We start from the raw sequence: 17,389 nt of genomic DNA, 5'->3' as shown, positions 1-17,389 counted from the left end.
AACGGCGGAACATTTCAATCCGCTTCTTCGATCCAGTGCGCCTGGATCGCCTCGAGCACCTTCTCGCCGCAGCGGTCGGGGTGGTCGTCGAAATCCGGCAGCTCCATCGCCAACTTGCGCAGCCGCGGGAAGCTGATGGTACGAGGATCGACGTCGGAATGTACTTCCGACAACTGAATGGCGATCTCCTGCACGTCCACCCATTTGAGACTCATGATTGGCTTCCCGATCAGTGCGGCGCTTCGGCTGCATGGTTAAGCGAGTACTTGGGAATCTCGATGGTCAGGTCTTCACTGCCCACCGTGACCTGGCACGCCAGGCGAGACTGCGCTTCCAGGCCCCAGGCCTTGTCGAGCATGTCTTCTTCCATCTCGTCGGCCTCGGCCAACGAATTGAAGCCCTTGCGCACAACGCAATGGCAAGTGGTGCAGGCGCACACGCCGCCGCAGGCGCTTTCCATCTCGATGTGGTGCTCGTGGGCCAGCTCCAGGATATTGGTCCCGGACGGTACTTCCACTACCAGCCCGTTGGGGCAAAATTTGTCATGCGGCAGGAATTCAACCCTGGGCATTGCTTACTCCTCAATCTCGTTCAGGTTGCGCCCGGCCAGTGCGGCTTTTACCGTCGAATCAAGGCGACGGGCGGCAAATGCATCGGTTACCTGCGACAAACGGCGCGTTTGTTGTTCAATGGCAGCGCCATCAGTGCCGGTCATCAAGTCCCGGAGTTCCTGCATCTGGTATTCGATCGCCAGGCGCTCCTCGGCGTCGAGCAAGCGCTCGCCATCCGCTTCCAGCGCGCCCTGGACCGCTTCGAGCAAGCGCTCGGCGTCTACCTGATGCTCGCGCAGCTGGCGGGCCTGCTTGTCATGGCCTGCGTATTCGAAGGAGTCCTTGAGCATGCGAGCAATTTCACCATCGGTAAGGCCGTAGGACGGCTTGACCTGGATACTCGACTCCACGCCAGACGCCAGCTCCCGCGCAGACACACTGAGCAGGCCGTCGGCATCCACCTGGAAGGTCACGCGAATCTTCGCCGCGCCGGCGACCATCGGAGGGATACCACGCAGCTCGAAGCGCGCGAGGGAACGGCAATCGCTCACCAGTTCGCGTTCGCCCTGCAGCACATGGATCACCATGGCCGACTGGCCGTCCTTGTAGGTGGTGAATTCCTGGGCACGGGCGACCGGAATGGTGGTGTTACGAGGAATGACCTTTTCCATCAGCCCGCCCATGGTTTCGAGCCCCAGGGACAGTGGAATCACGTCGAGCAGCAACAAGGCTTCGCCGTCGCGCTGATTGCCCGCCAGCGTATCGGCCTGGATGGCCGCGCCAATGGCAACGACCTGGTCGGGGTCGATCGTAGTGAGGGGTTCGCGGCCGAACAGTTGGCCTACGGCCTGGCGCACACGAGGCACGCGAGTAGAGCCACCTACCATCACCACCGCGCCGATTTCTTCCAGCTCTACGCCGGAATCGCGAACCGCCCGGCGACAGGCCTTGAGGCTACGGGCCAGCAATGGCTCGATCAATGCCTCGAAACCTTCGCGGGTCAGCTCACCGGCCCAGCCACCATAAGCCACTGGCACGGCTTCGGTGGCACTCAGCGCTTCTTTCGCCGCGCAGGCCACTTGAAGCAACTCGCGCTGCGCCGCTGGTGCCAGGTCTGATGACAACCCAGCCTGCTCGAGCACCCAGGTGGCGATTGCATGATCGAAATCATCGCCGCCCAGCGCGCTGTCGCCGCCGGTGGCCAGCACTTCGAACACGCCTCGCGATAAGCGCAGGATGGAAATATCGAAGGTACCGCCGCCCAGGTCATAGATAGCAACCAGGCCTTCGGCCTGCTGGTCCAGGCCATAGGCGACTGCGGCTGCGGTCGGTTCGTTGAGCAGGCGCAGCACATTCAGCCCGGCAAGCCGGGCAGCATCCTTGGTCGCCTGGCGCTGAGCGTCGTCGAAGTAGGCAGGCACGGTGATCACCGCGCCCACCAGATCGCCGCCCAAACTGGCTTCGGCCCGCAGGCGCAAGGCGCGGAGTATCTCCGCCGACACTTCCACCGGGCTTTTGCGCCCTTGTACCGTTTCAATGAACGGCATGTGCGACTCGCCCTCGGCAAAGCGGTACGGCAGTTGCTCGCCCAAATGATGGACATCGGCGATGCCGCGCCCCATCAGCCGTTTTACCGACACGATCGTGTTGTACGGGTCTATGGCCGCCGCTTGTCGCGCCGCCATGCCAACCTCTACGCGGTCAGCGTGATAACGCACGGCGGAAGGCAGAATGACTTCACCCTGCGCATCGGGCAGGGTTTCGGACAGGCCGCTGCGCAAGGCGGCAACCAGAGAATTGGTGGTGCCCAGGTCGATCCCCACCGCCAGCCGACGCTGATGCGGTTGAGGGCTCAGGCCGGGTTCGGCGATCTGAAGTAGAGCCATGCTTGTCTGTTTTCAGGCGTGCGACCGAAGCGGCACAGGGTTAATCGTCGAGGCGCTCTTCCAACTGGCGCACTTCCTGGGAAAGCTTGTCGAGAAACTGCATGCGGCGCATTAGGCGCTCGGCCTGTTCGCGCTCCGCGGGCTGGTCCCAGCAAGCGGCAAAGTCATCGTCGAGGGTGACCTGCGCGGCCTTGAGCCGTTGCTTGAAACGAGCCACGCCATCGAGGTCGGCTGCATCCTGCAGGTCTTCGAGCTCTTCGCGCCATTGCATCTGCTGCAGCAGGAAATCCGGGTCGTGGACTGTCACTTCCTGAGGCACTTCGTGGCCACTCACCGCCAGCAGATACCGGGCACGCCGGGGCGCGCTCTTGAGCGTCTGGTAGGCGTCGTTCAGGGCGGCGGATTTCTCCAGCGCCTGGCGCTGCTCGACCGCGGGCGCATCGGCGAAGCGGTCGGGATGCACCGCGCGCGCCAGCTCGCGATAGCGAGCAGCCAACTGATCGAGGTCCAGGCGAAACGCCGGCTTGAGATCGAACAAGGCAAAGTGACAGGGAGTACCCACAAGCGTCCTCAAACGTTGAAGCTTTCGCCGCAGCCACATTCGCCGCGCACGTTGGGGTTATTGAACTTGAAGCCTTCGTTCAGCCCTTCGCGCACGAAGTCCAGCTCGGTGCCGTCCAGGTAAACCAGGCTCTTGGGATCAATGATCACCTTTACACCGTGGCTTTCGAAGATCTCGTCCTCGTCGGCGGTTTCGTCAACGAACTCGAGTACATACGCCAGGCCCGAGCATCCGGTGGTACGGACGCCCAGGCGAATGCCCTCCCCTTTCCCGCGCCCATCCAGGGAGCGGCGAACGTGGTTGGCGGCGGCTTCTGTCATGCTGATGGCCATCATAACTCCTAGCGTGCAAGCATACGTTTGAAGCGATTAAAGCAGGCCTTTCTTCTGCTTGTAGTCGCGAACGGCAGCCTTGATGGCGTCTTCAGCGAGTACCGAGCAGTGAATCTTCACTGGCGGCAACGCCAGTTCTTCGGCCAGCTGGGTATTCTTGATGGTTTCCGCCTCGTCGAGGGTCTTGCCTTTCATCCACTCGGTAGCGAGCGAACTGGAAGCAATGGCGGAGCCGCAGCCGTAGGTCTTGAACTTGGCGTCTTCGATCACGCCCTGTTCGTTGACCTTGATCTGCAAGCGCATTACGTCGCCGCAAGCTGGCGCGCCGACCATTCCGGTACCAACGTCCGGATCTTCGGCGTTCATCTTGCCGACGTTACGCGGGTTCTCGTAGTGGTCGATGACCTTTTCACTGTAAGCCATGCTAGGTACTCCTCATCAATTCATGAAGCCGCTCTGGGTGGCGGCTTTGATTGTCAGTGCGCAGCCCACTCGATCTTCGAAATATCGACGCCGTCCTTGTACATGTCCCACAGCGGCGACAATGCGCGCAGCTTGGTCACGGCCTCGCACACTTTGGCGGCGGCGTAGTCGACGTCTTCTTCGGTAGTGAAGCGCCCGAAGGTGAAGCGAATGGAGCTATGTGCCAGTTCGTCATTGCGGCCCAGCGCGCGAAGCACGTAGGACGGCTCCAGCGAGGCGGACGTACAGGCCGAACCGGACGACACCGCGAGGTCCTTGAGCGCCATGATCAGCGACTCGCCCTCGACGTAGTTGAAGCTCAGGTTCAGGTTGTGGGGCACCCGCGCAACCTGGCTGCCGTTCACGTACAGCTCTTCGAGATGTTCGACCTGCTTGAAGAAGCGATCGCTCAGTGCTTGTACGTGAGCGCGGTCCTTGGCCATGTCTGCCTTGGCGATGCGGAAGGCTTCGCCCATGCCCACGATCTGGTGGGTAGCGAGGGTACCGGAACGCATACCGCGTTCGTGGCCACCGCCATGCATCTGCGCTTCGAGGCGCACACGCGGCTTGCGGCTTACATAGAGCGCACCGATGCCTTTGGGCCCATAGGTTTTGTGGGCCGAGAAGGACATCAAGTCGACTTTGAGCGCCTGCAGGTCGATATCTACCTTGCCGGTGGACTGAGCGGCGTCTACGTGGAACAGCACGCCACGGGCACGGGTCAGTTCGCCGATGGCGGCGATGTCATTGATAGTGCCGACTTCGTTGTTCACATGCATGATCGAAACCAGGATGGTGTCGTCACGCAGCGCGCCCTCGACCATGGCCGGGGTGATCAGGCCGTCTTCGGTCGGGTCCAGGTAGGTCACTTCGAAACCTTCGCGCTCGAGTTGGCGAGTGGTATCCAGAACCGCCTTGTGCTCGATCTTGCTGGTAATGATGTGCTTGCCCTTGCTGGCATAGAAGTGCGCGACGCCCTTGATGGCCAGGTTGTCGGACTCGGTAGCCCCGGATGTCCACACGATTTCGCGCGGATCGGCATTGACCAGATCGGCGACCTGACGGCGAGCGTTCTCGACAGCTTCTTCGGCCTTCCAGCCGAACACGTGGGAGCGCGACGCGGGGTTACCGAAGTTCGTCTCCATGGTGAGGCAGTCGATCATTTTCTCGGCAACCCGTGGATCAACAGGGGTGGTCGCGGAATAGTCCAGGTAAATCGGCAATTTCATCGGGAATCTCCTAATCAGGCGCGCTCCGCTCTACGGCGGTCAGTCGACGGCAGATGTTTCTATCTTTTCGAGAACGGGCATGTCCGGAATCGCGGCCTGGCCAGCACAGCGGCGCTGATCCTGGCGCTGGGCGACTTCCTGCACCTCACGGCGGGTAACCAGATCTGCCAGGCTGATACCACTCAAAAACTCGTGGATCTGCTGGCTGAGGTCACACCAGAGGTGGTGCGTGAGGCAGGTATCGCCGGCATGGCAGTCACCCAGGCCTTGGCACCGAGTGGCATCGACCGATTCGTTCACCGCATCGATCACCTGAGCGACTTGAATCCCTTGCATGTCCCGGGACAGCTGATAGCCGCCACCAGGGCCGCGCACGCTCGACACCAGGTTGCCACGCCGAAGCTTGGCGAACAGCTGTTCGAGGTACGAAAGGGAAATGCCCTGGCGCTCGGATATATCGGCCAGCGACACGGGCCCACGCTGTGCGTGCAACGCCAGGTCAAGCATGGCGGTCACGGCGTATCGGCCTTTGGTTGTCAGTCGCACGGTTCTGTTACCACGGTTTGCGGAAAGGGACGCGATGGGGCAAGTATGCGATTCCCGAGTATTTAAGTCAACTATAAGACCTACTGAATTACTCGGGATTAGGCGGGAAGCGGCGACGGATGATAGCACACAATCCTTGTAGCGCCGCTTGGCTTGCGCAGGCTGCCGCCCTGCTCAGGACTGCGCCTGCTCCTTCACACAGGCGAAATCCGCTTCGCGCAACTCGGGAAGGTCCTTGGCAGCGTAATCACTCCCCAGCCGGGTTAGCGCACCGCACATACCCTCCAGCCGACCATCCACGGCGTGCAAATGGTCAAGCAGCTGGCCAATGGCCTTGGCGATGGGATCCGGCATGTCTTCGGTGACGCCATACGCATCGAAACCGATCTTGTCCGCCATGGCCTTGCGCCGGGTTTCCTGGCCTTCGTCACGCTTCACGATAATACGCGCCGGAATGCCGACCGCCGTGGCGCCCGCAGGAACCGGCTTGGTGACCACCGCGTTGGAGCCGATCTTGGCGCCGGCGCCGACGGTAAACGGGCCCAGCACCTTGGCGCCCCCACCCACCACCACGCCATCTTCCAGGGTGGGGTGCCGCTTGCCTGCATTCCAGGTGGTGCCGCCGAGGGTCACACCCTGATAGAGCGTGACGTCGTTACCGATCTCGGCCGTTTCGCCAATAACGATGCCCATGCCGTGGTCAATGAAGAAGCGCCGGCCGATCCGCGCACCTGGGTGGATCTCCACCCCAGTGAGCCAGCGATTGAAGTTTGAAACGCACCGCGCAAGCCATTTCCAACCCGCCTGCCAGAGGCGATGGGCCACCCGATGCAACCATACGGCGTGCAGCCCGGGATAGCAGGTAAGCACCTCGAACGTGTTACGCGCCGCTGGGTCGCGGTGAAACACGCTCTGGATGTCTTCTCGCATGCGCTCGAACATTCAATGGTCCTTCCGCTTGTGGGGTTCGCCCCGGGCCGTTTTGCGGGTTTCGGTGAGAATACCGCGCAGAATACTCACTTCCGTGCGCTCCAGGCGGCAGCGGCTGTACAGGCGGCGCAGGCGGGCCATGAGGTGGCGGGGCTTTTCCGGGTCCAGGAAGCCGATGTCCACCAGCGTGGCTTCCATGTGCCCATAAAACCCTTCCAGCTCCTCGGCGGTGGCGAGCTCTACCGGGGCCTCGGCCGGCGCGGCTGGCGCAACCTGTGCCAGTGCGAGGAAGGCCAGCCGAACTTCATAGGCCATTACTTGCACGGCAGCCGCCAGGTTGAGCGAGCTGAACTCCGGCGCTGAGGGAATGTGCACATGGAAATGGCAACGCTGCAGCTCTTCATTGGTAAGGCCGGCGTGCTCGCGGCCGAATACCAGCGCCACCTCTCCACCTGCGCGGGCATCCTCCACGGCCTTGCTGGCGCAAGCGCGCGGGTCGACCAACGGCCAGGGCAGGCTGCGGTCGCGGGCGCTGGTACCCATCACCAGGCTACAGCCCACCAGCGCTTCTTCAAGCGTGGGTACCACTTGGGCATTGGCGAGTATATCGTCGGCCCCTGACGCGCGGGCACTGGCCTCGGGTGAAGGGAAGACGTGTGGGTCCACCAGCACCAGACGCGACAGGCCCATGTTTTTCATGGCGCGGGCGGCGCCGCCGATGTTGCCGGGATGGCTGGTGTTCACCAAAACGATGCGGATGTTCTGCAGCACCTTGAGCGCTCCCCGTAGTAGAAAAGGGGGCAAATTCTACAGAAGCGACGAAAGCAACGCTATGAAGGCCCAAGGCCCACTTCTTGGCGGCAGCTTTTCTGTTAGAATGCGCGGCTCTTTTTAATGACCAGGTGAAAGAACATCCATGCAGCCCATGCTGAATATCGCGCTGCGCGCCGCCCGCAGCGCCAGTGAACTGATCTTCCGCTCCATCGAGCGGCTGGATAGCATCAAGGTCGATGAAAAGGATGCCAAGGATTACGTCAGCGAAGTCGACCGCGCCGCCGAGCAGGCGATCATCACCGCGCTGCGCAAGGCTTACCCGAACCACGGGATCCTGGGCGAGGAAAGCGGCCTGCATGCCGGTAGCGGCGAGGGCGAGGATTACCTCTGGATCATCGACCCGCTCGACGGCACTACCAACTTCGTGCGCGGCGTTCCGCATTTTGCCGTGAGCATCGCCTGCAAATACCGCGGCCGCCTCGAGCATGCCGTTGTACTGGACCCGGTCCGCCAGGAAGAATTCACCGCCAGCCGCGGCCGTGGCGCCGCTGTGAATGGTCGGCGTATCCGCGTCAGCGCCCGCCGCGGCCTGGAAGGCGCCCTGCTGGGTACCGGCTTCCCGTTCCGCGACAACCAGATGGACTACCTGGACAACTACCTGGGTATGTTCCGCAGCCTGGTTGGGCAAACCGCTGGCATCCGCCGTGCCGGTTCCGCCAGCCTCGATCTGGCCTATGTAGCCGCCGGCCGTTTCGACGCCTTCTGGGAGTCGGGCTTGTCGGAATGGGACATGGCTGCTGGCGCACTGCTGATTCAGGAAGCGGGCGGCCTGGTGAGCGACTTCACCGGCGGTCACGAATTCCTCGAAAAAGGCCACATCGTGGCGGGCAACACCAAGTGCTTCAAAGCGGTACTCACCGCCATCCAACCGCACTTGCCGCCCTCGATCAAGCGCTGATCCCTGGCGTCACCGGCAATAAAAAAAGCATCCTTCGGGATGCTTTTTTTATGGGCAACGAATGTCAGCGAACCAGCATTGACGCGGCCGCCACCACCATCATCACTGCGGCGCCACGGAACACCCGCCGCTGGGCTCGCGCACTGCCGAGCAGGTGCCGTATACGCACGGCCGCGAACACGAAGCCCCCGCCCACCGCGAGCAACACCAGGATGGTAAGCGGCATCAGCATCAGCGCCCACACACCAAGGCTTACGCTCTGAAGGTCAATGACCAGAGGAAGAATGGCCAGGTAGAACGCGATGGTCTTTGGATTCCCCAGCGTGATGGTAAGGCCGGATATCGCCACCGCCCACCGCGCGCGGGCATCCTCAACCTTGCCCGTTTCCACCGCGTCGTGGCGCGCCGTCCAGAACCGCCACGCCAGGTAACCGAGATAGAGCGCGGCGGCCCACCGCACAAGCTGAAACAGCGCCGCGAAATGTTCAGCGACAAGGGCAAGCCCGAACACCGCGAGCGATAAATAGGCCAGGTCCCCCAGTATCAGACCTCCCAGCAGGCAAAGACCCGAGATCGCGCCCCCGCTCACGCTCCGCGCCACAAGGGCTGCCATTCCAGGCCCGGGAATGGCGGCCGCGACGGCCAACGCCGCGGAATAGGTCAGGGCCTGGGTAACGTCTGGCATACATTCAGCTTCCTTTTCGCATGGATTGGATAGCGAACAAGCTATACCTTTGCGATGAAATAACTGACCTACTTTGACCTCTCGGCCTAACAGTATCGATAGGATTTACCGTAATCCTGCATCAAGGAGGAATGAATGACCGCACCTACATTATCGTCCACGGACCTGAGGATTCTCGCTGCGTTGCAGCAAGACGGCCGCATCACGAATCAGACCCTCGCCGAGAAGCTCAGCATGTCTGCCTCACCGTGCTGGCGCCGCGTTCGCCATCTGGAAGAACATCAGTTTATTCAGGGCTACCGTGCAGTGCTCGACCGCAGGCGCATTGGCTTGGGCGTGATGGTGTTCATTCGAATCAATATCGATAGCCACAGCGAAGCCGAGGCGAGGAAATTCGAGGAAGAAGTGCTGCAGCTCGAGGACGTGGTGGCGTGTTACAGCATTGGCGGGGACGCAGACTTTTTATTGCAAGTAGTGGCGCCAGACCTCGATAGCTTCGCGGACTTTGCCATGTCGGTGGTGCGACGGCTGCCGGGCATCAAGGAGATGCAGAGCATGTTCGTATTGAAGGAGATCAAGCCGTTCACGGCGTTTCCTGTGAAGCGGGTTGGCTAGCACAGGGAGACCATTCGGGAGCTGCGCCGGGTGGCTGGCCCCGCCGCTTCCCACAGCTCGCGAACGACTTACGGTCGCGCGCGAGCCAAGCCCAGGAACCGATACGGGTTACTGCTGCGCCCCAGCCGCCTGGGCCTGGGTCAGCACCAGTTGGCCGTCCTTGGTGACGGGGATTTGCGCGCCGGGGTTGTGGTCCATGCGCACCTGCCCGACCTGACCGTTGAGCTGGTACTTCACGTTGTAACCCACCAGCTTGTCGCTCACGTCGTTCACGGTGTTGCAGCGGGTTTGCGTGGTGGTGTAGGTGTCACCGGACTGCATGTGCTCTTGCACCTTGTTCCCGGCATAGCCACCGCCCACAGCGCCCGCTACGGTCGCCAATTGCTTGCCATGGCCCCCACCCACCTGATGGCCCAACAAGCCGCCAGCCACTGCGCCCAATACGCTGCCCACGATCTGATGCTGATCCTGCACCGGGCGCTGGCGCGTCACAGTTACATCCTTGCACACTTCACGCGGGGTTTTGATCTGTTCGTTGATAGGCTCCGCCGCCAACACCTGGGCGTATTCGGGAGCCTTGTTGCTAACGAGGCTGTAGGTCGCGACAGCACCCCCGGCGGTTACGCCGACAGCACCCAACACTGCACCAACCAGCAACGACTTGTTCACGGAAACCTCCTGCGGCGAGGAAGACAGGGCCCTCGCACTTCTCCCAGCCTTGGAGCAAAAAAACCGGCGAAGGTTCAACCTTTCGCCGGTTTTCAATGACTTACCATTGGGCGGGCGTTATGGGCGCTCGTCCACGGCCTCCTTGGTGGCCGGCGGAATAAGATCATCACTGCTCAGGTTCAGCCAGATCAGCACCACGTTGGCGATGTAGATGGACGAGTACGTACCCGCCATTACGCCGATGAACAACGCAAGCGAGAAGCCGAACAGGTTGTCGCCACCGAACAGCAACAGCGCGCCAATCGCCAGCAGGGTCGACACTGAAGTGGCGATGGTCCGCAGCAGCGTCTGGGTGGTAGACACGTTGATGTTTTCGACCAACGAAGCCTTGCGCATCACGCGGAAGTTCTCACGCACCCGGTCGAACACCACGATGGTGTCATTGAGTGAGTAACCGATGATCGCCAGTACGGCCGCCAGCACGGTGAGGTCGAAGGTGATCTGGAAGAACGACAGGATGCCCAGGGTGACCACCACGTCGTGGATCAGGGAAACGATCGCACCCACGGCAAACTTCCACTGGAAGCGGAACGCCAGGTAGATCAGCACCCCGCCCAGCGCCAGCAGCATGCCCAGGCCGCCCTGGTCGCGCAGTTCTTCACCCACCTGCGGGCCCACGAACTCGACGCGCTTGACCGTTGCCGGGTTGTCACCGCTCACCTTGCGCAGCGCATCGGCGACTTCGGTACCCAGTTTCGGGTCTTCGCCTGGCATGCGCACCAGTACGTCGGTGGCCGCGCCGAAGCTTTGTACGATCGCTTCGTGGAAACCGGCACCAGCCAGCTCCGAGCGCAGGCCGCCCAGCTCGACGGGCTTCTCGTAGGTCAGCTCGATGAGCGTACCCCCGGTGAAGTCCAGGCCAAAGTTCAGCCCTTTATAGAACCAGCTGAACAGCGCCAGTACCGTGAGGAACAATGTGACGGCGAACGCGAGATTGCGGACGCCCATGAAGTTGATGGTCTTTTTCATGGCAGTGGCCTCAAATCCACAGCTTCTTGACGTCACGGCCGCCGTAGATCAGGTTGATCATCGCGCGGGTTACCATGATGGCAGTGAACATCGAAGTAAAGATCCCGAGGGACATGGTCACGGCAAAGCCCTTCACCGGCCCGGTACCCATGGCGAAGAGGATCGCGCCTACCAGCAGGCTGGTAAGGTTGGCGTCGATGATCGCCGTGTAGGCCCGGTTGAAGCCCTCGTGGATGGCCCGCTGCACGCTCATGCCCGCTGCGATTTCCTCACGGATACGCGAGAAGATCAACACGTTGGCGTCCACCGCCATGCCCATGGTGAGCACGATACCGGCGATGCCTGGCAGGGTCAGCGTAGCCCCCAGCAGCGACATCAATGCCAGCAGCATGACCATGTTGAAGGCCAGCGCCACGGTGGCGATCACACCGAAGAAGCGGTAGATCGCCATGATGAACAGCGACACGAAGAGCATGCCCCACAGTGCGGCGTGAATACCCTTGGTGATGTTGTCCGCGCCAAGGCTTGGGCCGATGGTGCGCTCTTCAGCGAAGTACATCGGGGCGGCCAGGCCACCGGCGCGCAGCAGCAGCGCCAGTTCCGAGGATTCGCCCTGGCCATCGAGGCCAGTGATACGGAACTGGCTGCCCAGCGGCGACTGGATGGTCGCCAGGCTGATGATCTTCTTCTCTTCAGTGAAGGTTGGAACCGCCACTTCCTGCTCGACACCATCCACGGTCTGCTTGACGTATTTGGTGGTCGGCTTCTGCTCGATGAAGATCACCGCCATGCCACGGCCCACGTTGCTGCGGGTGGCGCGGCTCATCAGGTCGCCGCCATGGCCATCCAGGCGGATGTTCACCTGCGGGCGACCATGCTCGTCATAGCTGGCCTGGGCGTCGGTTACCTGATCACCGGTAATGATCAGGCCACGCTCGACCGAGGCGGGAGGACGGTTGCCTTCACGGAATTCGAACTGCTCGGTGGTGGCGCGGCTATCGTCGGGGCCGGCAGCCAGGCGGAATTCCAGGTTGGCGGTTTTACCGAGGATACGCTTGGCTTCGGCGGTGTCCTGCACGCCTGGCAGCTCGACCACGATGCGGTTGGCGCCCTGGCGCTGTACCAGCGGCTCGGCAACGCCCAGCTCGTTCACACGGTTGCGAACAGTTGTGAGGTTCTGCTTGATGGCGTAGTCGCGGATTTCCGATACTTTGGCCTGGGTGAGGGCCAGGCGCAGCACGGCCAGCTCGCCACGCTCGGTAGCGGTGAGGTCGAAATCGGTGAAATTCTTGCGCACCAGGTCGCGTGCCTGATCGCGGGTAGCGTCGTCGCTGAAGCCAAGCATGATGCCGCCATCCTGCTGTGGCAGGCTGCGATAGCGCACCTTCTCCTTGCGCAGGAGGGTTTTGACTTCGCCTTCGTACACCTTCATGCGAGCGTCGAGGGCTTTGTCCATGTCCACTTCCAGCAGGAAGTGCACACCACCGGAAAGGTCCAGGCCGAGCTTCATCGGGCTGGCGCCCAGGTTACGCAGCCACTGGGGCGTGGTGCGCGCCAGGTTCACCGCTACCACGTAGTCGTCGCCCATGGCCTTGCGGACGATGTCCTTGGCCGGCAGCTGATCTTCCTGACGGGTAAGGCGCAGCAGGCCACCCTTGCCGTTATCGGCCAGGCTCGCGGCCTTGACCTGAATGCCCGCGTCGCTCAACGCTTTGCTGGCCTTGTCCAGATCCGCCTGGCCGACCTGCAGCGCGGTGCTTGCACCAGACAACTGGACAGCCGGGTCATCCGGGTAGAGGTTGGGTGCGGAATAAATAAAGCCGACCGCGAGTACCGCCACGATCAGAATGTATTTCCACAGAGGGTATTTGTTCAGCATCACGCCGCCCGTTCAAACGCGGGGCACGTTGCGCGCCCCGCCAAGGTAGAAGACTTGGATCAGATCGCTTTCAGCGTGCCCTTGGGCAGGGTTGCGGCAATCGCACCTTTCTGGAACTTCAGTTCGACGGTGTCGGACACTTCCAGCACCACGAAATCATCACTGACTTTGGTGATCTTGCCGGCGATACCGCCAGTGGTGACCACTTCGTCGCCCTTTTGCAGGCCGCCGAGCAGGTTCTTCTGCTCCTTGGCACGCTTGGCCTGCGGCCGCCAGATCATGAAGTAGAAGATGACCAGAAAGCCAACCAGGAAAATCCATTCGAAACCAGAACCGACAGGGCCGGCAGCCGGTGCAGCTGCGTCCGCGTAGGCGGCGGGGATCAGAAAGCTCATTCAGCGCTCCATTCGACGTGAATCGTCAATTATTGAATTGGGTCCAGAGGCGGCACGGGAAGCCCGCGCCGGGCATAGAAGGCGTCGACAAAGGCGGCCAATTTACCCTGTTGAATAGCCTCGCGCAAACCAGCCATCAAACGCTGATAATGGCGCAAGTTATGGATGGTATTGAGCATGCTACTCAGCATTTCGCCGCACTTGTCCAAGTGGTGCAGATAAGCGCGGGAGAAGTTCTTGCAGGTGTAGCAGTCGCAAGTTGGGTCCAGTGACGAGGTATCGTGACGATGAACCGCGTTGCGAATCTTCAGTACACCGGTATCGATGAACAAGTGCCCGTTGCGCGCATTGCGGGTTGGCATCACACAGTCGAACATGTCGACGCCTCGGCGCACACCCTCAACGAGGTCTTCGGGTTTGCCAACCCCCATAAGGTAACGGGGTTTGTCTGCTGGCAAATGGCCGGGCAAGTAGTCCAGCACCTTGATCATTTCTTCCTTGGGCTCGCCCACTGACAGGCCACCGATCGCCAGGCCGTCGAAGCCGATCTTCTCGAGGCCTTCTAGGGAACGCAAGCGCAGGTCCTGGTGCATGCCGCCCTGCACGATACCGAACAGCGCGGCGGTGTTGTCACCGTGAGCATCCTTGGAACGTTGCGCCCAGCGCAGCGACAGCTCCATGGAGGTGCGGGCCACGTCATGGGTGGCCGGGTACGGTGTGCACTCGTCGAAGATCATCACGATGTCCGAGCCCAGGTCACGCTGCACCTGCATCGACTCTTCCGGCCCCATGAACACCTTGGAACCGTCCACGGGCGAGGCGAAGGTCACGCCTTCTTCCTTGATTTTGCGCATGGCGCCCAGGCTGAACACCTGGAAGCCACCGGAATCGGTGAGGATCGGGCCTTTCCACTGGGTGAACTCGTGCAGCCCCCCATGGGCCTTGACCACTTCCATGCCGGGGCGCAGCCATAGGTGGAAAGTGTTGCCCAGAATGATCTCGGCCCCAGTGGCCTCGATGTCACGCGGCAGCATGCCCTTGACCGTGCCGTAGGTGCCCACTGGCATGAACGCCGGGGTTTCCACGGTGCCACGGGGGAATGTCAGGCGGCCGCGACGGGCCTTGCCGTCAGTGGCCAGCAATTCGAACTGCATACGGCAGGTACGGCTCATGGATGATCCTCGACGGCGCTGCCCTGAGGACCTTCCGGCGCCGGATTGCGGGTGATGAACATGGCATCACCGTAACTGAAGAAGCGGTACTCCCCGGCAATGGCGGCGGCATAGGCCGCCATGGTCTGGGGATAACCGGCGAACGCGGAAACCAGCATCAGCAGTGTGGATTCCGGCAAATGGAAATTGGTGACCAGCGCATCGACCACATGGAACGGCCGGCCGGGGTAAAGGAAGATGTCGGTATCGCCACTGAACGGCTTGAGTTCGCCCTCCTGCGCGGCGCTCTCCAGCGAGCGCACGCTGGTGGTGCCTACCGCGATCACCCGCCCTCCCCTTGCCTTGCAGGCCTTTACGGCCTCCACCACCTCGGCGCTCACTTGAAGCCACTCTTTATGCATGGTGTGGTCTTCGATCCGCTCCACGCGCACCGGCTGGAACGTACCCGCGCCTACGTGCAGGGTCACGAAGGTGGTCTCTACACCCTTGGCACGGATCGCCTCCAGCAAGGGCTCATCGAAATGCAGCCCGGCGGTAGGCGCGGCGACGGCCCCGGCGTGCTGCGCGTACACGGTTTGATACCGCTCGCGGTCAGCGCTTTCATCCGGGCGATCAATGTAAGGCGGCAGCGGCATATGCCCTACCTGCTCCAGCAGCGGGAGCACAGGCTGGTCGAATTGCAGCTCGAACAGTGTTTCGTGCCGCGCGACCATGGTCGCCTGCCCGCCGCCCTCTATAAGGAGGGTGGTGCCAGGCTTGGGCGCCTTGCTGGCGCGCACATGGGCCAGCACTTCGCGCAGGCCGGTTACGCGCTCTACGAGTATCTCGACCTTGCCGCCGCTGGCCTTCTGGCCAAACAGCCGCGCGGGAATCACCCGGGTGTTGTTGAACACCATCAGGTCGCCTGGGCGCACGTATTCCAGCAGATCGGCAAACTGCCGATGGGCCAGGTTACCCGTAGGGCCGTCGAGTACCAGCAACCGGCTGGCACGCCGTTCCGCCAGCGGATGGCGGGCGATCAGGGCATCGGGAAGGTCAAAGGAAAAATCAGCGACACGCATGTTGAGGCACGAAGGATCAGCAGGGCCGGAAAGTCTAGCGGAATTATGCGTTTATGACCATGAAAGCTGATTGACCAACGGTCGAGACGTCTCTATACTTCGCCGCCAGCAAGCCCTGATGGCGGAATTGGTAGACGCGGCGGATTCAAAATCCGTTTTCGAAAGGAGTGGGAGTTCGAGTCTCCCTCGGGGCACCAAACAGCAACACCTCCGAGCGATGAGTCGCTTGGATCGAAAACCGGCCCTTGAGCCGGTTTTTTTGTGCCTGGCATTTGGTTTAGCGCGCCAGCTCCCGGCCGACGCGCAAATGGCCAATTTATCCTTATAGGTAGTCGCCATCCTCCCGCATCCATCCCAGCTATCACTTAGTCGGAAATCCGACTAAGCTATGGATCTAGCTGAGGAAACAGACTATGCCTGCGGATACCTACGGCATTCATGCCGCCAAAACACATTTGTCACAGCTGGTCGAGGACGCACTCGCCGGTCGTGAAGTCATCATTGCTCGCAATGGCCAGCCTCTCATTCGCCTGGAGGTAATCGCCGACGTCCGGCCAAAGAAGCCCCGTATCGGCGGGTTGAAAGGCCGTACGTTCGATGACGTGGCGTTCGATGCGATGAGCGAGGAAATAGCCGACCTGTTCGAGGGCAAAGCGTGAAGTACCTGCTCGACACTCACTTGCTCGCCTGGGCAATGATCGATTCACCCAAACTTTCGAACCGCGCCCGCGCCATCATTATGGAGCCTTCGAATACACTTTATTTCAGCGTCGTGAGCCTTTGGGAGCTCGCCATCAAGGGACGTGTTGACCAGGTCGGCATAAGCGCCGCTGAGCTGCGAGAAGAACTGCTCGCAGCCGGTTACGAGGAGCTACCCATAATCGCTGCCCACACCTTGGGAGTTGCAACCCTACCACCGATACACCGCGACCCCTTCGACCGGCTGTTGATTGCTACAGCCGCCAGCTACATGGGGGGAATGACCTTGCTCACCCATGACGCAACGGTCGCACAGTACGCTTCCACGATTGTTCACGTCTGACATTGCGCAGGCAAGGCGAAGCCCTGCCCTCGCGCAAATCGCTGCAAAGTAGAACGTTGCAGGAAGTGGAACCAGGCCAACCATCCCACACCCGCTCGCGCATGGCATTACCGAGCCCTACACTGACGGGGCATACCTACAAGGAAGCCCTGATGAGCGAACCACTCACCCTTCAAACCATAGCGATCATCAAATCCACAGCGCCCGCCCTGCAAAAGCATGGGGTAGAGATCACAACGCGCATGTACGAGCGCCTGTTTGTCGATCCCGAGGTAAAAGCCCTCTTCGACGAAGCCGCGCAAAAATCCGGCGAGCAGCCCAAGCGCCTGGCGGCTGCCATTCTGGCGTTCGCCAATAACGTGGACCGGCTGGACGTGATCCAGAGCGCCGTGGACAACATCTGCTCCCGTCATGTGGCCACGCATGTGAAAGCCGAACACTACCCCGCTGTCGCGAATGCCTTGTTGCCAGCGATCAAGGACGTGCTCGGCGAGGCCGCGACCGACGCCATCCTTGACGCGTGGGGCCAGGCTTACTGGTACCTGGCCCATGTGATGATCGAGCGGGAAAAAGCCCTGTACGGGGAGGCTGGCGAAGCTTGACCGGCCCTGT

Annotated in this window: 22 protein-coding genes and 1 tRNA gene; 6 read left to right on the top strand and 17 right to left on the bottom strand. The window is 61.5% G+C overall.

All coding sequences use genetic code 11. The features are described 5' to 3' along the window. Positions 1 to 14: 14 nt before the first annotated feature. The 10 genes from iscX to trmJ all read right to left on the bottom strand — a co-directional run bounded on the left by iscX (position 15) and on the right by trmJ (position 7,269). On the bottom strand, positions 15 to 215 hold the full coding sequence (gene iscX / locus G7016_RS02925) for a Fe-S cluster assembly protein IscX (protein WP_181111349.1): 201 nt from the start codon (positions 213 to 215) through the stop codon (positions 15 to 17). A gap of 14 nt (positions 216 to 229) precedes the next feature. After that, on the bottom strand, positions 230 to 571 hold the full coding sequence (fdx, locus tag G7016_RS02920) for an ISC system 2Fe-2S type ferredoxin (protein WP_181111348.1): 342 nt from the start codon (positions 569 to 571) through the stop codon (positions 230 to 232). Between the two features lie 3 nt (positions 572 to 574). Further along, positions 575 to 2,437 (bottom strand): Fe-S protein assembly chaperone HscA, encoded by a 1,863-nt coding sequence (hscA, locus tag G7016_RS02915; protein ID WP_181111347.1) that lies wholly within the window; start codon positions 2,435 to 2,437, stop codon positions 575 to 577. A gap of 40 nt (positions 2,438 to 2,477) precedes the next feature. Further along, positions 2,478 to 2,999 carry a co-chaperone HscB gene (gene hscB / locus G7016_RS02910; RefSeq protein ID WP_181111346.1) on the bottom strand — a complete coding sequence of 174 codons (522 nt, stop codon included), beginning with the start codon at positions 2,997 to 2,999 and terminating at the stop codon, positions 2,478 to 2,480. 8 nt (positions 3,000 to 3,007) lie between these two features. Then, positions 3,008 to 3,331 carry an iron-sulfur cluster assembly protein IscA gene (iscA, locus tag G7016_RS02905; RefSeq protein ID WP_181111345.1) on the bottom strand — a complete coding sequence of 108 codons (324 nt, stop codon included), beginning with the start codon at positions 3,329 to 3,331 and terminating at the stop codon, positions 3,008 to 3,010. A gap of 36 nt (positions 3,332 to 3,367) precedes the next feature. Next, positions 3,368 to 3,754, bottom strand: a complete 387-nt coding sequence (gene iscU / locus G7016_RS02900; protein ID WP_002552476.1) for a Fe-S cluster assembly scaffold IscU — start codon at positions 3,752 to 3,754, stop codon at positions 3,368 to 3,370. Positions 3,755 to 3,807: 53 nt separating this feature from the next. After that, a complete protein-coding gene (locus tag G7016_RS02895) occupies positions 3,808 to 5,022 on the bottom strand; it encodes an IscS subfamily cysteine desulfurase (RefSeq protein ID WP_181111344.1) in 1,215 nt (404 codons plus the stop codon). A 39-nt stretch (positions 5,023 to 5,061) separates the two neighbouring features. After that, the gene (gene iscR / locus G7016_RS02890; protein ID WP_181111343.1) at positions 5,062 to 5,568 is read right to left on the bottom strand and encodes a Fe-S cluster assembly transcriptional regulator IscR; all 507 of its coding nucleotides are present in this window, start codon (positions 5,566 to 5,568) and stop codon (positions 5,062 to 5,064) included. A 174-nt stretch (positions 5,569 to 5,742) separates the two neighbouring features. Then, on the bottom strand, positions 5,743 to 6,510 hold the full coding sequence (gene cysE / locus G7016_RS02885) for a serine O-acetyltransferase (protein WP_181111342.1): 768 nt from the start codon (positions 6,508 to 6,510) through the stop codon (positions 5,743 to 5,745). Continuing rightward, the gene (gene trmJ, locus G7016_RS02880; RefSeq protein WP_181111341.1) at positions 6,511 to 7,269 is read right to left on the bottom strand and encodes a tRNA (cytosine(32)/uridine(32)-2'-O)-methyltransferase TrmJ; all 759 of its coding nucleotides are present in this window, start codon (positions 7,267 to 7,269) and stop codon (positions 6,511 to 6,513) included. 145 nt (positions 7,270 to 7,414) lie between these two features. Here trmJ and suhB point away from each other — a divergent pair, with 145 nt between their 5' ends. Beyond that, on the top strand, positions 7,415 to 8,230 hold the full coding sequence (gene suhB, locus G7016_RS02875; protein ID WP_181111340.1) for a type III secretion system regulator SuhB: 816 nt from the start codon (positions 7,415 to 7,417) through the stop codon (positions 8,228 to 8,230). A gap of 64 nt (positions 8,231 to 8,294) precedes the next feature. On the opposite strand, the gene G7016_RS02870 is transcribed toward suhB, so the two are convergent. Beyond that, a complete protein-coding gene (locus G7016_RS02870) occupies positions 8,295 to 8,915 on the bottom strand; it encodes a LysE family translocator (RefSeq protein WP_181111339.1) in 621 nt (206 codons plus the stop codon). Positions 8,916 to 9,050: 135 nt separating this feature from the next. On the opposite strand from G7016_RS02870, the gene G7016_RS02865 reads away from it, so the two are divergent. Then, positions 9,051 to 9,530, top strand: a complete 480-nt coding sequence (locus G7016_RS02865; RefSeq protein ID WP_181111338.1) for an Lrp/AsnC family transcriptional regulator — start codon at positions 9,051 to 9,053, stop codon at positions 9,528 to 9,530. 108 nt (positions 9,531 to 9,638) lie between these two features. Here the strand turns inward: G7016_RS02865 and G7016_RS02860 are convergent, their stop codons facing one another. The 6 genes from G7016_RS02860 to queA all read right to left on the bottom strand — a co-directional run bounded on the left by G7016_RS02860 (position 9,639) and on the right by queA (position 15,735). Continuing rightward, positions 9,639 to 10,199, bottom strand: a complete 561-nt coding sequence (locus G7016_RS02860) for a glycine zipper 2TM domain-containing protein (protein WP_181111337.1) — start codon at positions 10,197 to 10,199, stop codon at positions 9,639 to 9,641. A gap of 117 nt (positions 10,200 to 10,316) precedes the next feature. Then, positions 10,317 to 11,228 (bottom strand): protein translocase subunit SecF, encoded by a 912-nt coding sequence (secF, locus tag G7016_RS02855; protein ID WP_181111336.1) that lies wholly within the window; start codon positions 11,226 to 11,228, stop codon positions 10,317 to 10,319. A gap of 10 nt (positions 11,229 to 11,238) precedes the next feature. Further along, positions 11,239 to 13,107, bottom strand: a complete 1,869-nt coding sequence (gene secD / locus G7016_RS02850; protein ID WP_181111335.1) for a protein translocase subunit SecD — start codon at positions 13,105 to 13,107, stop codon at positions 11,239 to 11,241. A gap of 59 nt (positions 13,108 to 13,166) precedes the next feature. Continuing rightward, the gene (gene yajC, locus G7016_RS02845; protein ID WP_181111334.1) at positions 13,167 to 13,502 is read right to left on the bottom strand and encodes a preprotein translocase subunit YajC; all 336 of its coding nucleotides are present in this window, start codon (positions 13,500 to 13,502) and stop codon (positions 13,167 to 13,169) included. 29 nt (positions 13,503 to 13,531) lie between these two features. Continuing rightward, positions 13,532 to 14,656 (bottom strand): tRNA guanosine(34) transglycosylase Tgt, encoded by a 1,125-nt coding sequence (gene tgt / locus G7016_RS02840; RefSeq protein WP_181111759.1) that lies wholly within the window; start codon positions 14,654 to 14,656, stop codon positions 13,532 to 13,534. Positions 14,657 to 14,670: 14 nt separating this feature from the next. After that, entirely contained in the window at positions 14,671 to 15,735 is a 1,065-nt protein-coding gene (queA, locus tag G7016_RS02835) for a tRNA preQ1(34) S-adenosylmethionine ribosyltransferase-isomerase QueA (protein ID WP_181111333.1), read from the bottom strand. 112 nt (positions 15,736 to 15,847) lie between these two features. Here queA and G7016_RS02830 point away from each other — a divergent pair. From G7016_RS02830 to G7016_RS02815, 4 genes are all read left to right on the top strand, one after another. Beyond that, a tRNA-Leu gene (locus G7016_RS02830) sits at positions 15,848 to 15,932 on the top strand. A gap of 216 nt (positions 15,933 to 16,148) precedes the next feature. Continuing rightward, on the top strand, positions 16,149 to 16,394 hold the full coding sequence (locus tag G7016_RS02825; RefSeq protein ID WP_181111332.1) for a type II toxin-antitoxin system Phd/YefM family antitoxin: 246 nt from the start codon (positions 16,149 to 16,151) through the stop codon (positions 16,392 to 16,394). Further along, positions 16,391 to 16,777, top strand: coding sequence for a type II toxin-antitoxin system VapC family toxin (locus G7016_RS02820; RefSeq protein ID WP_181111331.1), 387 nt, complete (start codon positions 16,391 to 16,393; stop codon positions 16,775 to 16,777). Before G7016_RS02825 ends, G7016_RS02820 begins: the two co-directional genes overlap by 4 nt. A gap of 152 nt (positions 16,778 to 16,929) precedes the next feature. Further along, positions 16,930 to 17,379: a globin domain-containing protein gene (locus G7016_RS02815; RefSeq protein WP_181111330.1), complete on the top strand. Its 450-nt coding sequence runs from the start codon at positions 16,930 to 16,932 to the stop codon at positions 17,377 to 17,379. Positions 17,380 to 17,389 lie beyond the last annotated feature (10 nt).

Origin of the sequence: Pseudomonas japonica (assembly GCF_013522925.1) — a bacterium.
Taxonomy (GTDB): Bacteria; Pseudomonadota; Gammaproteobacteria; order Pseudomonadales; family Pseudomonadaceae; genus Aquipseudomonas; species Aquipseudomonas japonica_A.
The sequence above is the reverse complement of the archived record's forward strand: the minus strand, read 5'-3'. Positions and strand labels throughout refer to the sequence as shown.

Coding starts and splice junctions, on each gene's coding strand:
- queA (WP_181111333.1), bottom strand. CDS start 15,735: ATGCGTGTCGCTGATTTTTCCTTTGACCTTCCCGATGCCCTGATCGCC.
- fdx (WP_181111348.1), bottom strand. CDS start 571: ATGCCCAGGGTTGAATTCCTGCCGCATGACAAATTTTGCCCCAACGGG.
- G7016_RS02815 (WP_181111330.1), top strand. CDS start 16,930: ATGAGCGAACCACTCACCCTTCAAACCATAGCGATCATCAAATCCACA.
- suhB (WP_181111340.1), top strand. CDS start 7,415: ATGCAGCCCATGCTGAATATCGCGCTGCGCGCCGCCCGCAGCGCCAGT.
- G7016_RS02825 (WP_181111332.1), top strand. CDS start 16,149: ATGCCTGCGGATACCTACGGCATTCATGCCGCCAAAACACATTTGTCA.
- secD (WP_181111335.1), bottom strand. CDS start 13,107: ATGCTGAACAAATACCCTCTGTGGAAATACATTCTGATCGTGGCGGTA.
- hscA (WP_181111347.1), bottom strand. CDS start 2,437: ATGGCTCTACTTCAGATCGCCGAACCCGGCCTGAGCCCTCAACCGCAT.
- cysE (WP_181111342.1), bottom strand. CDS start 6,510: ATGTTCGAGCGCATGCGAGAAGACATCCAGAGCGTGTTTCACCGCGAC.
- yajC (WP_181111334.1), bottom strand. CDS start 13,502: ATGAGCTTTCTGATCCCCGCCGCCTACGCGGACGCAGCTGCACCGGCT.
- G7016_RS02895 (WP_181111344.1), bottom strand. CDS start 5,022: ATGAAATTGCCGATTTACCTGGACTATTCCGCGACCACCCCTGTTGAT.
- secF (WP_181111336.1), bottom strand. CDS start 11,228: ATGAAAAAGACCATCAACTTCATGGGCGTCCGCAATCTCGCGTTCGCC.
- iscU (WP_002552476.1), bottom strand. CDS start 3,754: ATGGCTTACAGTGAAAAGGTCATCGACCACTACGAGAACCCGCGTAAC.
- G7016_RS02865 (WP_181111338.1), top strand. CDS start 9,051: ATGACCGCACCTACATTATCGTCCACGGACCTGAGGATTCTCGCTGCG.
- iscA (WP_181111345.1), bottom strand. CDS start 3,331: ATGGCCATCAGCATGACAGAAGCCGCCGCCAACCACGTTCGCCGCTCC.
- tgt (WP_181111759.1), bottom strand. CDS start 14,656: ATGCAGTTCGAATTGCTGGCCACTGACGGCAAGGCCCGTCGCGGCCGC.
- iscX (WP_181111349.1), bottom strand. CDS start 215: ATGAGTCTCAAATGGGTGGACGTGCAGGAGATCGCCATTCAGTTGTCG.
- G7016_RS02870 (WP_181111339.1), bottom strand. CDS start 8,915: ATGCCAGACGTTACCCAGGCCCTGACCTATTCCGCGGCGTTGGCCGTC.